We start from the raw sequence: 14,221 nt of genomic DNA, 5'->3' as shown, positions 1-14,221 counted from the left end.
CCCACTCGTAAGGCTGGGAGGGGCTACCCCTCCCAGCAGGTCAAATGTGATTCGTGCTTATTCGTTTTCTAGCTCGATGTCGATACCAAGAGAACGGATTTCTTTCACCAATACGTTGAAGGATTCAGGCATGCCTGGCTCCATACGGTGATCACCATCTACGATGTTTTTGTACATCTTAGTACGGCCGTTCACGTCGTCCGACTTAACAGTCAACATTTCTTGTAGCGTGTATGCTGCACCGTATGCTTCTAGTGCCCATACCTCCATCTCACCAAAACGCTGACCACCGAATTGTGCTTTACCACCCAGCGGCTGCTGAGTAACAAGGCTGTAAGAGCCAGTAGAACGAGCGTGCATCTTATCATCTACCAAGTGGTTCAACTTAAGCATGTACATGTAACCTACGGTTACAGGACGCTCAAATGCTTCACCAGTACGGCCGTTGAATAGCTTGATCTGACCACTCTCGTTGATGCCAGCTAGACGCAGCATGCGCTTAATCTCAGCTTCTTTAGCACCGTCAAAGGCACCAGACGCCATTGGCACACCTTTCTTAAGGTTAGATGCCAACACTAGAATCTCTTCATCAGAGAAGCTGTCTAGGTCTTCTGTACGAGCTGGACGAAGATCGCCTTCGTAACCGTTATAGATTTCATTTAGGAAAACACGAAGCTCTTTAACGGCTTCTGCTTTCTCACGCTCAACCTTAAGCATTTCGTCGATCTTACGACCCAAGCCTTTCGCCGCTGCACCCAAGTGAGTCTCTAGTACCTGACCAACGTTCATACGCGACGGTACACCCAGTGGGTTTAGTACGATATCGACTGGATCGCCGTTTTCGTCGTACGGCATGTCTTCAACAGGCATGATCTTAGAGATTACACCCTTGTTACCGTGACGACCCGCCATCTTATCACCTGGCTGGATACGACGTTTCACAGCTACGTAAACTTTAACGATCTTCAACACGCCTGGTGCCAAGTCATCGCCTGTTTGTAGCTTGCGCTTTTTATCTTCAAATTTCGCGTCTAGCTCTTTGCGGCGTTCGATCAAAGCAGCCTGTGCTTTTTCAAGCTGTTCACTCGCTTCTTCGTTCGCTACACGGATCTTGAACCACTCTGGGTGATCAAGGTTCGCTAGGTACTCCTCAGTGATCACAGCGTTGCGTGCAAGACCAGGACCGCCTTCTGCTTGCTGGCCAACCAATGCTTCAGCTAAACGCTCAAACGTTGCTTTTTCAACAATGCGGAATTCTTCGTTCAAGTCTTTACGAACTTGGTCTAGTTGAGATTTCTCAATAGACTTCGCACGCTCGTCTTTCTCGATGCCGTCACGAGTGAACACTTGTACGTCGATAACTGTACCGCGAGTACCGGTTTTCACGCGTAGAGACGTATCTTTAACGTCAGACGCTTTTTCACCAAAGATTGCGCGTAGAAGTTTTTCCTCAGGTGTTAGTTGAGTTTCACCTTTAGGCGTCACTTTACCAACTAGGATATCACCTGGCTCAACTTCTGCACCGATGTAAACCACACCAGCGTTATCAAGTTTAGATAGCGCGCCTTCGCCTACGTTCGGGATATCTGAAGTGATTTCTTCAGGCCCAAGCTTCGTATCACGAGCCACACAAGTCAGCTCTTGAATGTGGATCGAAGTGAAGCGATCTTCTTCTACTACGCGCTCAGATACTAGGATCGAGTCCTCGAAGTTGAAACCGTTCCAAGGCATGAAGGCAATACGCATGTTTTGACCAAGCGCTAGGTCACCCATGTCAACAGAAGGACCGTCAGCCATGATGTCACCGCGTGCTACTTTGTCACCTTTCAGCACCAAAGTACGTTGGTTGATACATGTGTTCTGGTTCGAACGAACGTATTTCGTCAGGTTGTAGATATCTACACCCGCTTCACCCGCTTCAGTCTCTTCAGAATTTACACGTACAACGATACGGCTCGCATCAACGGACTCGATTTCACCGCCACGACGGGCAACGATACATACACCAGAGTCTTTTGCTACGTTCTTCTCCATACCCGTACCAACCACTGGTTTTTCAGCGATTAGAGTTGGTACAGCCTGACGTTGCATGTTCGATCCCATCAAGGCACGGTTGGCGTCATCGTGCTCAAGGAACGGGATAAGCGACGCAGCTACAGATACAACCTGACGTGGCGACACGTCCATTAGGTTTACTTTTTCTTTCGGTAGTAGAGTCGTGTCATGCATGTGACGAACCTGAACAAGTTCATCTACTAGGCGACCTTCTTCATCAACGTTCACAGACGCTTGTGCGATAACGTATTTCGCTTCATCGATTGCCGAAACGTAAACCGTTTCGTCAGTCATTTTGCCATCGATAACTTTACGGTAAGGCGTTTCTAGGAAGCCGTAGCTGTTAGTACGCGCGTAAGTCGATAGCGAGTTGATCAAACCGATGTTTGGACCTTCAGGCGTTTCGATTGGACATACACGACCGTAGTGAGTAGCGTGAACGTCTCGAACCTCGAAGCCTGCGCGCTCACGAGTCAGACCACCAGGGCCTAACGCAGAAACACGACGCTTGTGAGTTACCTCAGAAAGCGGGTTGTTTTGGTCCATGAACTGTGACAATTGGCTAGAACCGAAGAATTCTTTGATCGCTGCCGCAACGGGTTTAGCGTTCAATAGATCTTGTGGCATTAGGCCATCCGCTTCTGCCATAGACAGACGCTCTTTCACGGCACGCTCTACACGTACTAAACCAACACGGAATTGGTTCTCGGCCATTTCGCCGACAGAACGAATACGACGGTTACCAAGGTGGTCGATATCATCGACCATACCGTTACCGTTACGGATATCTAGCAATGTCTTCAGAACATCAATGATGTCGTCGTTGTCTAGAATACCTAGACCTTCGTCTTCATCACGTCCCAAACGACGGTTAAATTTCATACGACCAACACCAGATAGATCATAGCGATCTTCTGAGAAGAACAAGCTTTGGAACAACGCCTCAGCAGACTCTTTGGTTGGTGGCTCACCAGGGCGCATCATACGGTAGATTTCTACCAATGCTTCTAACTGGTTATTTGTAGGGTCGATACGCAATGTATCAGAGATAAACGGACCGTGATCTAGATCGTTCGTGTAAAGAACATCAATCTCTTTGATACCAGCGGCAACAAGTGCCTCTAGAAGATCAACAGACATTTCTGTGTTCGCTTCAGCGATCAACTCACCTGTGCCTGGATGCACAAGGTTTTTAGCCGTTACTTTACCCAATAGGTACTCAAGAGGAACAGAGAGACGCTCTAGACCTACTTTTTCCATCTGACGGATATGTTTCGCAGTAATACGGCGAGTTTCTTCAACGATAACGTTGCCATCCTGATCTGTAATGTCAAACAGAGCTGTCTCACCACGTAGGCGGTTTGCGATCAGTTCCATTTCTACGCCATCACGGCTCAAGAAGAAACGAGTCGTATCGAAGAATGTATCTAGAATTTGTTCAGTATCAAAACCAAGCGCGCGTAACAAAATTGATACAGGCAGCTTACGACGACGGTCGATACGAACGAACACGCAGTCTTTTGGATCAAACTCGAAGTCCAACCATGAACCACGGTAAGGAATAACACGAGCAGAGTGTAGTAGTTTACCTGATGAGTGAGTCTTACCACGATCGTGGTCGAAGAACACACCAGGTGAACGGTGTAACTGAGATACGATAACACGCTCAGTACCGTTGATTACGAACGTACCATTTTCAGTCATTAATGGGATTTCGCCCATGTAGACTTCTTGCTCGCGAATGTCTTTGATTGCCTTGTTCGCTGACTCTTTATCATAAATGATAAGACGTACACGAACACGTAAAGGAGCGGCATACGTTACACCACGTAGCTGACACTCTTTTACATCAAATACTGGCTTGCCCAATCGGTAATCGACGTATTCTAGCGCCGCATTGCCGGAAAAGCTGACCATTGGAAAGACAGATTTAAAGGCCCCATGCAGACCCAGTTCCCCACGCTCTGCAGGAGCTTTACCTTCCTGCAAGAAGTTACGGTAGGATTCAAGCTGAATTGCCAGCAAGTATGGCACATCCAAAACGGGCGGCAGTTTACCGAAATCCTTACGGATACGTTTTTTCTCAGTGTATGAGTAAGCCATCAGCATTCCCCAGCTTGTGCACATTGACGCAAAAGGCCTCTTAATCAGGCCTACCGAAATTGAGAGAGTATTCTCTCAAAAAAAGAATAAATTTTTAATAGGGTTTTAGAAACCCAAAAAGGCCGGTGGCAAAACACCACCAGCCATTTCGACTAGATGCCGAACTTTTGAGAAACAAGTAACATTACTTGATTTCGACAGAAGCACCTGCTTCTTCAAGAGCTTTCTTAAGCTCTTCAGCTTCTTCTTTAGAAGCGCCTTCTTTAACTGTAGCTGGAGCGCCGTCAACCATTGCTTTCGCTTCTTTAAGGCCTAGACCAGTTGCGCCACGTACCGCTTTGATAACGTTAACTTTCTTATCGCCTGCAGCAGTAAGAACAACGTCAAATTCAGTTTGTTCAGCAGCAGCTGCACCAGCATCGCCAGCAGCTGGACCAGCAGCAACAGCAGCAGCTGCAGTTACGCCGAATTTTTCTTCCATTGCTTCGATCAGTTCAACAACGTCCATTACAGACATTTCTGCTACTGCATTGATGATATCTTCTTTAGTTAGAGCCATGACTCAGATTTCCTAACATTTTGTGGTTGCCATAAGTGGCAACAAAAACCAATTGAATTCAAGTAAGTGCGTTTTAAAATTACGCTGCTTCTTGTTCTTTCTGATCGCGAATCGCCGCCAATGTACGAGCAAGTTTGCTTGTCGCACCTTGGATAACGCTCATTAGTTTCGCGATTGCTTCGTCGTATGTTGGCAATGTTGCCAAACGATCAATGTCGCCAGCTGGGATCAACTCACCGTTGAACGCCAATGCTTTAACTTCAAATTTGTCGTTCTCTTTCGCAAAAGTTTTCAACAAACGAGCCGCCGCACCTGGGTGCTCGTTAGAGAATGCGATAAGAGTTGGACCAACGAAGCTATCTTTTAAGCATTCGAAGTCTGTGCCTTCAACAGCGCGGCGAGCTAGAGTGTTACGTACAACACGTACGTAAACGCCAGCTTCACGTGCTTGTTTGCGAAGAGCTGTCATGTCAGTCACGGTAACACCGCGAGAGTCAGCTACTACAGCAGACAAAGCGCCTTGGGCAGCTTCGCTAACTTCGGCGACAATGGCTTTTTTGTCTTCTAGACCTAATGCCACTGGTTTTCTCCTGGATTAGCAGGGATAAATCCCCAAATTTACCAACTCTCCGAATATTCGGAGTACTTACTGGTGAGTTGGATCCAGTTTAATCTGAATCGGGCCACACCATCTGCGCAGGACAAACGTTTCGCAACGTTCTGATTAAATCGAAAGATTCCTGCGGTCTTTGACGGCCTATACAGCAAGCTGTACAGACCCCAAAGCTCTGACTTAGAAGCTTAGAGCACCTAAATCAATTTGTAGACCTGGTCCCATTGTAGAGGACAAAGTCACTTTCTTCATGTAGACACCTTTAGCAGAAGCAGGCTTAGCACGACGTAGGTCGGCTAGAAGCGCTTCTAGGTTGCCTTTGATAGCATCAGCTGCGAAGTCGATAGAACCAACGCCAGCGTGGATGATACCATTTTTGTCAGTACGGTAACGTGCTTGACCAGATTTTGCGTTCTTAACAGCAGTCGCAACGTCTGGAGTTACAGTACCAACTTTAGGATTTGGCATAAGACCACGTGGACCAAGCACCTGACCTAGTTGACCAACGATACGCATCGCATCAGGAGAAGCGATTACTACGTCGAAGTCTAGGTTGCCAGCTTTAACTTGCTCAGCAAGGTCTTCAAAACCTACAACGTCTGCACCAGCTTCTTTAGCCGCTTCAGCGTTTGCACCTTGTGCGAATACAGCAACGCGAACGTCTTTACCTGTACCGTTAGGAAGTACTGTAGAACCACGAACAACCTGATCAGATTTACGTGGGTCAACGCCTAGGTTAACAGATACGTCTACAGACTCTTTGAACTTAACAGTAGAAAGTTCAGATAGAAGAGCTACAGCTTCTTCTACAGAGTACAGTTTAGTTGCGTCTACTTTTTCAGCGATCAAGCGAGCGCGTTTAGTTAGCTTAGCCATTAGTTCACACCCTCAACTTCTAGACCCATTGCACGTGCACTACCTGCGATAGTACGTACGGCAGCATCCATATCTGCTGCAGTCAAATCAGCCTGCTTAGCGTTAACGATCTCTTCTAGTTGCGCACGAGTTACTGTACCAACTTTCTGAGTGTTTGGACGTGGTGAACCACTCTTGATGCCAGCAGCTTTCTTAAGCAGAACTGCAGCAGGAGTAGATTTCGTTTCGAATGTGAAGCTACGGTCACTGTATACAGTGATGATAACTGGTGTTGGAAGACCTGGCTCTACACCTTGAGTTTTGGCGTTGAACGCTTTACAGAATTCCATGATGTTCACACCGTGTTGACCAAGAGCTGGACCAACTGGTGGACTTGGGTTCGCTTGACCCGCTTTAACTTGTAGCTTGATGTAAGCTTGGACTTTTTTAGCCATTTTTTACTCCAAATGGGTCACCGCCCGAAGGCTACCCGTTTAATTACAATCAGGTCTTCTCAACCTGACTAAATTCCAAATCAACCGGCGTAGAACGTCCAAAGATAAGGACAGCCACTTTGATTCGGCTTTTATCGTAATCAACCTCTTCGACAACACCGTTAAAGTCAGCAAATGGACCTTCGTTAACACGAACCACTTCACCCACTTCAAACAACGTCTTAGGACGAGGTTTATCCACACCATCATTGACACGTTGCAGAATCGCATCCGCTTCACGATCAGTGATTGGTGACGGCTTATCCGCTGTGCCGCCAATAAAGCCAAGCACACGCGCAGTACCTTTAACAAGGTGCCAAGAGTCGTCGTTCATATCCATCTGAACTAGCACATAGCCAGGATAGAACTTACGCTCACTCTTGCGCTTCTTGCCATCGCGAATCTCAACCACTTCCTCAGTAGGAACTAGGATATCGCCAAATAAATCTTCCATGCCCATAATGCCAACACGCTCTTTGAGCGAGCGCATTACGTGCTTTTCATAACCTGAGTACGCTTGTACCACATACCATCGTTTCGCCACGAGCAACTCCTAACCTATTACTGCGGAAACGATCCAACCAAGGAGCGAATCAACTCCCCACAGTACGAGAGACATAAAAATAACAACCGCCAAAACGATCAACGTTGTTTGAACCGTTTCCTGTCTTGTTGGCCATACAACTCGACGAATTTCGGTCTTCGCTTCTCGCGCCAATTTGGCGAAAGAACGACCTTTGGCTGTATTGAGCGCAACAAAACCAGCAACACCAGCAAGAACCAATACAGCAATCAAGCGATACAGCAATGACTCAGCAGAAAAATAGTTGTTCCCTACAACCGCTACGGCTACAAGAAGGACAACAACCGCCCACTTTAATACGTCTCCGCGAGACTCTTGAGTTTCAGCACTCGAACTCATACTTCAGGTGATCCCTAGCTAAGAAATTGGATACGAAAGATGGCAGGCCAGGAGGGATTCGAACCCCCGACATTCGGTTTTGGAGACCGACGCTCTACCAGCTGAACTACTGGCCTACATTCGTATGGGCGGAGGATGATACCGACTTGTTTAAAATTTAGCAAGTGGTATTTGCCCAAAATTCAGACAATAAAAAAGGCGCTTTAGAATCGCCTGTTTTAGCATTGAAGAAATGCTGGAGCTCATGAGCAGACTTGAACTGCCGACCTCACCCTTACCAAGGGTGTGCTCTACCAACTGAGCTACATGAGCAAGATCTGGAGCGGGCAGCGGGAATCGAACCCGCCTCTTCAGCTTGGAAGGCTGAGGTAATAGCCACTATACCATGCCCGCAAATGGTGGAGGGAGGTGGATTCGAACCACCGAAACTTTCGTGGCAGATTTACAATCTGCTCCCTTTGGCCACTCGGGAACCCCTCCACAAATTTAAGCATTGCTCACAACGCCCCAAAAGGTGGATGCCATTATATGAATCGTTTTTTTAATTGCAAGCACTAGCAAGGATTTTTTTCTATTTTTATTAATAGCTTGGAAAAGTCCAATGCCATCATCACACTCTCCCAGCGTTCGCTGGTGATTGGCTCTGCTAACAAAAGCTCTGTAAGCCCGACTTCACGTTGATGCGCATAAATATTCACATCCATACCTGATTGCTCTGAGATGCTTGCCTGGGCCTGTTCTGCCCGATCCTTAGAGGAGAACAAACCTAACGATATGCGGTTCTTCATATCCCCCCTAGATATGACATAACTGTCGATTCGCTTTAGCTTCAACGCAGCAACAATATCTTGGGCTTTTTCCGCTGTCGCTGGTGCAGATATATACAGCCAATATTTGTCACGTTTACCCGTTGCTTTACGCTCGCTAAAAGCCAGACCTTGTTGACGCAAAACATCCATCACTGTCAACGTGTCAGCATTTCGCTCTAGTGTCACTATTGGACAGAGCAGATCGTCTTCGGTCGAGACCTTATCAACTTCTCGTTGTAGCGATGCCAGTACCTTATCAGCCTCTGTTAGAGGTTGCTGCTCTACTGGGGTAACCACGTCATCAGACTCATCTGGTCGAACCTCGCCAACTAGATATATACGCTCACTTACTGGCGGAGCATACACGGGCTGCTGAAGCACGCCAGCATCAGCCGCCGAGAACCCCTGCCAAGCCACAAAGCCTGCGTTGCCCAGCACCATGACTAAAAACAACCACTTCATTTCAGCCCCCTCTTTTCTAGACGCTCTTGCCATACTAAATACGCGCCCTTAGCCACTAAAGACTCATCGTATACATGCGGAACTGACAAAGCAGCCATTAGCGCTTGACTGGTTCCACCTGTTACCAACCAAGTAGCATCCGAGTGCTTGCCGTATAAACGCTGGATAAAACCCAAAGCCATCTCTGTCGCACCTTGAGTTACCGCATCGGCAGTACTCGCTGGAATCGTGTCGCAAACACTCGCCTCGCCACTGTGATAGCGAATCTTTGCTGTTTTATCAATTAAACTCGAAGCCATTAATTCAAGCCCAGGAACAATATAACCCCCTAGATGAACCCCTTCAGCATTAATAAACTCCGCTTTAATTGCTGTACCGGCGTCTAGTACAACAGAAGGCCCACCATAATGATGAAACGCGGCAATCGCCGCTAGCCAACGATCAACCCCCAAACGCTCTGGTTCTTCATAGGAATTCTGCACACCACATGATGAACGCTCCGAGCGCAACAACATCTGCTCAGCGTTTGGCATGCATGAGGCGCATTTTTCTAACAAGGAGGAGGTAAACTCGTTTGAGCGCACACTAGCAATCACAATGAACTCTGCCTCTTGGCCTCGATTGGACAGCTGATCATCAAAAAACCATTTATCCACTATCGTATTAGCATGAAACAGAGTGCATTTTACCTGCGTATTCCCAGCATCAATCACCAATACCCTATTGCTTGCGGACACTAATTTCTCCTCCATGAAGCAGCTCTATCCCCTGCTCTGTTTCAAGCCTAAGCGCCCCATTCATATCAATCCCTCTAGCAATACCTGATTGCTGCCTATTGCCCATATACACCGTAACCGGTTGATTGAACAACACATCAAAGGCTTGCCATTGCGCATGATATTTTGCGATACCTTCCCCACTTGCAAACGCCTCACAAACATCCACCAACCCCTTGGTAATGTTTGCAATAACTTCATTGCGATCAGGCGTATAAGCCAAACGCGAAGTCAAATCCGTCCACGGCTGATCAACCTTTGCTCTCTGTTCTGGAGTTGACTCAACATTTAAGCCAATTCCAATAATGACTCGACAAACATCCTGATCAGCCACCAGCTCGAGCAAAATCCCACAAATTTTATGGTTATCGACATGAATATCATTTGGCCACTTGAGACCAGGATTGGTTACTCCCATATCGCGCAGCACTTTTGCAATCACAACGCCTACCGCAAGGCTCAAGCCTTCGACAACACTAGGACCCTGTTCGAACTGCCATGCAAATGACATGGTGATATTTTTTGCGACGCCACTTTCCCACACTCGGCCACGACGGCCTTTACCTTGTGTTTGATGCTCCGTAATAACCAAGGCAGGCAACTTTGCGCCCAATGATATTTTCTTTTTCAATACATCATTCGTTGAAGGTGTATCAAACGGAATATCCACGGCAACGTTATCCGGCAATCCCGCTGCACGAAGACGGCTCTCCTCCAACAAAACGAGAGGCTCAGGGATTCGATAGCCACGCCCTTTCACCGAATGCACCGCAATGCCAGCCGCCTCTATTTTCTTTAAGCGTTTCCAAACAGCCGCTCGCGTAATGCCCAGCGCCTCACCCAGCGCCTCTCCTGAATGGAATTTGCTATCACTCAGCAACTTCAACACTTCTCTCATCTTAATTTCCTGCGAATTCTTTAGTTAGACACGACGGTGCTCTGCTGTGTCTTATGAATGAAGCTATTGATGTGCTTCATGAGATCTTGGAAATAGGGATTCCATGACAGTCTGGCAGCAACATCACTCTTAGCCTGCAACACTTTCGAGCGCTCACCATACCAGTTCTGCTCCGCCTCGCGGCATTCCTGATAACGATCAGGATCACTCTGATACCAAGAACATATTCGATAAGCCCCTTGCTCACCGTAATAAGGGTTATGAGGCGCCCCATGAACAGACATATGCGATAAGCCAAAAATACGCTGTTCTGGTAAATCCGTGTTAACTACATGAACAGGAGGGGCATCATTTGTTGGACGAGACGCACTGTAGAGAATCATCTCACTTTGCATATGAGCCACAAATGAATGCTCAAAGACATCAATAGTGACAGCCGAATCGACCGTAGCATCCTCCTCAGACAGGGCAACAAAGACTGGTACCTTGCCAGGCTCCGCCAGAACCGTTGCCTTGACTTCTTTTGCCAAAGAGTAAGCCTCAGCTATTGCTGGCACAGGAATCGAGGCGTACTTACTGTAATCATCTGAGTCGTAATGATCTAACCAATCGATCATAGGAGCCAACCAAGGGGACAACCAATCAATCGTACTATTGATCTTAAAGAGAGGTGAAAATAACACTACTCCCTGCACCTCCTCTGGCTGCTGCCATGCATACTCCGTTACTAAAGCCCCACCAGTGGAAAAGCCCGCCAGATACATCATATCAACCTCAGAAGAGAAGTTTGCTACCGCAGACTTTACCGCCGCACGCCAATCCTGCCGCGACACTTCAAGTAAATCCTCTGCACGAGTACCGTGGCCGGGTAAAACCATCACTCGCACATGAATACATTGATCTGCCAACGCCTGCGCTGGATCTCTTAGCGAAAAGGGAGAATCAGACAAACCGTGAAACATTAACACACCAACAGAATGCGAAGAGCAGGTGTCATTTGGACGATATTCAAATGGCAATACAGCCTCTAACTCTTGTTGTTTAGCTTCCGCACTGACCCAAAGCTTATTTTCCATGAAATGCATCGCCATACGCTCGCGGTATGCTGCAAACGGTTCTCCCGAGGTCTGCACCCAAGCATTTGCCAGAACAGATGAGGAAACAGTCCCTACGAGCAGAACCCAAGCCAAACGCACTAAAGCCATACATACTCCCATTGAGCATTCACTAAAAAAGCTTATCATAACGGAAACAACGCAAATCACTAACTACAGAGCATGAAATCCGTTATTAACGCCATCCCTGTCGACCCAATATGGTTCCCGCTAGTAAAGAAGTTCTATCAAGCATTCTATCCCAGTGGAAAACCTAACAAAGCAGAACCCTTATGGGTAATAAAGGATGGGGCAAATATTCTTTGTGCCGTGCGTTTAAAACCTCTCGACCAATGCTTATTGTTAACTGGGCTTGTTACCCACCCTCGTCACAGAAACCAAGGCATCGCTGGACAGCTACTTCAGACAATTAGCGAGCAACTCACTCGGCAGCCTAGCTATTGCTTAAATACCCCTGAGCTTACCCCCTTCTATACACGCCACGGCTTTATAGAGGTCACTGATGAAGCACTCTTACCCAGTGAGCTCCGCAGTCGCTTGCAACGCTATCGCATCAAACAGCCTCGCTTGATAGCCATGCAGTACCATAAAAAAACGCCCACATAGGGCGTTCTTTTATGGAATTATTCTATTTTAAGTGACCTGCATTATGCAGCTCACGTTTATCTGGAGCCGGAGGGTTCCATTGATAAACCCACGTTTCAGAGATTGGCTGGCCATTAGCTTCTAGATGAACCTTAATGTTAATTGGCTCAACAGAGTCATCCGGTACCAAGTCAAACATTGCTCGGTAACCGCCAATATGATGTTGTGGACGCGCCGATGTAATTTCCACTCGACCACGAGACGTTTCAATCACAGGCCTCACTTCCGCCTTTTGACCTAACATTTGAAAAATATCGCCTTCGAAGTCAATCGCAAAGCGTTTACTGTAGTAATCTCGCTTTTTACCAACCACACCACCAATACCAGTGTAGGTGCTCTGAACCGTTGCTTTACCTGACTTAACAGGTGCGTCACTGCCCCAGTACATATTGTAGCTGTACAACAGCTCTTGCCCTGGAACAATTTCTTGCGCCGGATTCCAGTAAGCCACAATATTATCAAATGTTTCATCTAGCGTTGGAATCTCAACTAACTGCACTGAGCCTTTACCCCAATCACCAATTGGCTCAATCCAAAGATGTGGACGCTTCTCATAAAACACACCATCATCTAAATAATGATCAAAGTTACGATCACGCTGCATTAGGCCAAAACCTTTAGGGTTATTATCCATGTAAGCATTGAAGCGAAGTTGCTCTGGGTTACCCAATGGACGCCAAATCCACTCACCGTTGCCAGTAAGCATTTCCAAACCATCTGAGTCGTGAATCTCTGGACGCCAGTCGTAGTTGGTACGGCGGTCATTTTCACCAATCATGTACATACTGGTAAGCGGAGCAACACCTAGGCGCTCGATTTCTTTACGTGGGTATAAAGCCACATCAACACGCATTTTCAGCGGCTCACCTGCCTTGATATCAAAACGGTAGGCACCCGTCACGCTGTCCGAGTCTAACAAAGCATAAATCGTCACTTCATCAGAGTTAGGCTTTGGTTTTTCAAACCAGAAATTTGTAAACACAGGAAACTCTTCGGGCTTATTCATCGCCGTATCAATGGCAAGGCCTCGAGCAGACAATCCGTACTGCATTTCAGCGCCTACGGCACGAAAGTAACTTGCACCTAGAAAGGCAACAATGTCCCGCTCCCAGTCCGTACCATATTGCATACGAAAACCAGCAAAACCAAGATCCTCTGGTAACGATTTACCATTTACATGAGAGTCGCCGTAGTCGAACATTTTTGATGAATAATCTACTGGCGTTGACTTGCCATCCTCGACGACATTGATATGCACAGGCGTAATGAAGCCCTGCCCTAGATGAAAGAAAGTGGCACGATAAGCGGTATCGTCTTTCTGCCAAAGACTTTGGTCGCGCTTAAAGTGGAGCTGCTGATACTCATCCCAATCTAGATCGGAAAGAACACTTGGCACGTCACCTTCATGACTCACAAAAGGCTTTTCTGAGAGACTTCTTGCGTGCCCCTTCAGCCATGCATAGCTGAACGCTTCTCCCTTCTCAGGGTTCACAGTAGGCTGTGTGACCGCACACGCGGTAACACTTACCAAAGCACTCACCGTGAGTGCCAATCTGCTTACCAGACGCATGCTACTCTTTAGCAACGCTTGCAAGCCTTGATGTTCCAATGTTTGGAAAGACAAGCTTCTACGCATCGTATATATCCTGTAGTTTTCTAATATTAGCTGGAATGCTACCTAGCTTCGACGCAGACGAATACTTGACAAGCGGTAAAGAATTTCAAAGAACTGCGTACTCATATACACAATAAAAGTCGAGGCATTTTCGACGGACGCAAAAAAGCCCTGACCGCGTTAGCGATCAGGGCTTCTTAATTAAAAGCTTGACGACGACCTACTCTCACATGGGATCTCCCACACTACCATCGGCGATGGCGCTTTTCACTTCTGAGTTCGGGATGGGATCAGGTGGTT

At 47.2% G+C, this 14,221-nt stretch carries 13 protein-coding genes, 4 tRNA genes and 1 rRNA gene; 1 reads left to right on the top strand and 17 read right to left on the bottom strand.

Annotated elements, in window-relative coordinates; genetic code table 11:
* Positions 1-57: 57 nt before the first annotated feature.
* From rpoB to C8D85_RS17445, 15 genes are all read right to left on the bottom strand, one after another.
* On the bottom strand, positions 58-4,158 hold the full coding sequence (gene rpoB / locus C8D85_RS17515) for a DNA-directed RNA polymerase subunit beta (RefSeq protein ID WP_133565178.1): 4,101 nt from the start codon (positions 4,156-4,158) through the stop codon (positions 58-60).
* A 184-nt stretch (positions 4,159-4,342) separates the two neighbouring features.
* The gene (gene rplL / locus C8D85_RS17510) at positions 4,343-4,717 is read right to left on the bottom strand and encodes a 50S ribosomal protein L7/L12 (RefSeq protein WP_133565177.1); all 375 of its coding nucleotides are present in this window, start codon (positions 4,715-4,717) and stop codon (positions 4,343-4,345) included.
* 79 nt (positions 4,718-4,796) lie between these two features.
* Positions 4,797-5,297 (bottom strand): 50S ribosomal protein L10, encoded by a 501-nt coding sequence (gene rplJ / locus C8D85_RS17505; RefSeq protein ID WP_133565175.1) that lies wholly within the window; start codon positions 5,295-5,297, stop codon positions 4,797-4,799.
* 213 nt (positions 5,298-5,510) lie between these two features.
* Positions 5,511-6,206, bottom strand: a complete 696-nt coding sequence (rplA, locus tag C8D85_RS17500; protein WP_133565174.1) for a 50S ribosomal protein L1 — start codon at positions 6,204-6,206, stop codon at positions 5,511-5,513.
* A complete protein-coding gene (rplK, locus tag C8D85_RS17495; RefSeq protein WP_133565172.1) occupies positions 6,206-6,640 on the bottom strand; it encodes a 50S ribosomal protein L11 in 435 nt (144 codons plus the stop codon). The genes rplA and rplK overlap by 1 nt, the downstream gene beginning before the upstream one ends.
* Before the next feature lie 49 nt (positions 6,641-6,689).
* Complete coding sequence (gene nusG, locus C8D85_RS17490) at positions 6,690-7,223, bottom strand: transcription termination/antitermination protein NusG (RefSeq protein WP_133565171.1); 534 nt, start codon at positions 7,221-7,223, stop codon at positions 6,690-6,692.
* A gap of 9 nt (positions 7,224-7,232) precedes the next feature.
* Positions 7,233-7,601: a preprotein translocase subunit SecE gene (gene secE / locus C8D85_RS17485; RefSeq protein WP_133565170.1), complete on the bottom strand. Its 369-nt coding sequence runs from the start codon at positions 7,599-7,601 to the stop codon at positions 7,233-7,235.
* Positions 7,602-7,641: 40 nt separating this feature from the next.
* Positions 7,642-7,717: transfer RNA gene (locus tag C8D85_RS17480), tRNA-Trp, on the bottom strand.
* Between the two features lie 120 nt (positions 7,718-7,837).
* Positions 7,838-7,913, bottom strand: a tRNA-Thr gene (locus C8D85_RS17475).
* Between the two features lie 6 nt (positions 7,914-7,919).
* Positions 7,920-7,994, bottom strand: a tRNA-Gly gene (locus C8D85_RS17470).
* 3 nt (positions 7,995-7,997) lie between these two features.
* Positions 7,998-8,081: transfer RNA gene (locus C8D85_RS17465), tRNA-Tyr, on the bottom strand.
* 74 nt (positions 8,082-8,155) lie between these two features.
* Positions 8,156-8,872, bottom strand: coding sequence for an SPOR domain-containing protein (locus C8D85_RS17460; RefSeq protein ID WP_162847623.1), 717 nt, complete (start codon positions 8,870-8,872; stop codon positions 8,156-8,158).
* Complete coding sequence (locus C8D85_RS17455) at positions 8,869-9,609, bottom strand: type III pantothenate kinase (protein WP_162847622.1); 741 nt, start codon at positions 9,607-9,609, stop codon at positions 8,869-8,871. The genes C8D85_RS17460 and C8D85_RS17455 overlap by 4 nt, the downstream gene beginning before the upstream one ends.
* Positions 9,593-10,546, bottom strand: coding sequence for a biotin--[acetyl-CoA-carboxylase] ligase (locus tag C8D85_RS17450; protein ID WP_133565165.1), 954 nt, complete (start codon positions 10,544-10,546; stop codon positions 9,593-9,595). Before C8D85_RS17450 ends, C8D85_RS17455 begins: the two co-directional genes overlap by 17 nt.
* Before the next feature lie 20 nt (positions 10,547-10,566).
* Positions 10,567-11,751, bottom strand: a complete 1,185-nt coding sequence (locus tag C8D85_RS17445; protein WP_244937049.1) for an alpha/beta hydrolase — start codon at positions 11,749-11,751, stop codon at positions 10,567-10,569.
* A gap of 72 nt (positions 11,752-11,823) precedes the next feature.
* Here C8D85_RS17445 and C8D85_RS17440 point away from each other — a divergent pair, with 72 nt between their 5' ends.
* Entirely contained in the window at positions 11,824-12,267 is a 444-nt protein-coding gene (locus tag C8D85_RS17440) for a GNAT family N-acetyltransferase (protein WP_133565163.1), read from the top strand.
* 22 nt (positions 12,268-12,289) lie between these two features.
* Here C8D85_RS17440 and C8D85_RS17435 read toward each other — a convergent pair whose 3' ends face one another.
* Both C8D85_RS17435 and rrf read right to left on the bottom strand, forming a co-directional pair.
* Entirely contained in the window at positions 12,290-13,942 is a 1,653-nt protein-coding gene (locus tag C8D85_RS17435; RefSeq protein ID WP_133565162.1) for an OpgD/OpgG family glucan biosynthesis protein, read from the bottom strand.
* 186 nt (positions 13,943-14,128) lie between these two features.
* A 5S ribosomal RNA gene (gene rrf / locus C8D85_RS17430) occupies positions 14,129-14,221 on the bottom strand; the annotation flags it as partial.

This window comes from Marinomonas communis (assembly GCF_004363305.1).
Classification (GTDB): Bacteria; Pseudomonadota; Gammaproteobacteria; order Pseudomonadales; family Marinomonadaceae; genus Marinomonas; species Marinomonas communis.
Note: the sequence above shows the minus strand (reverse complement) of the source record. Positions and strands in the feature narration are given on the sequence as shown.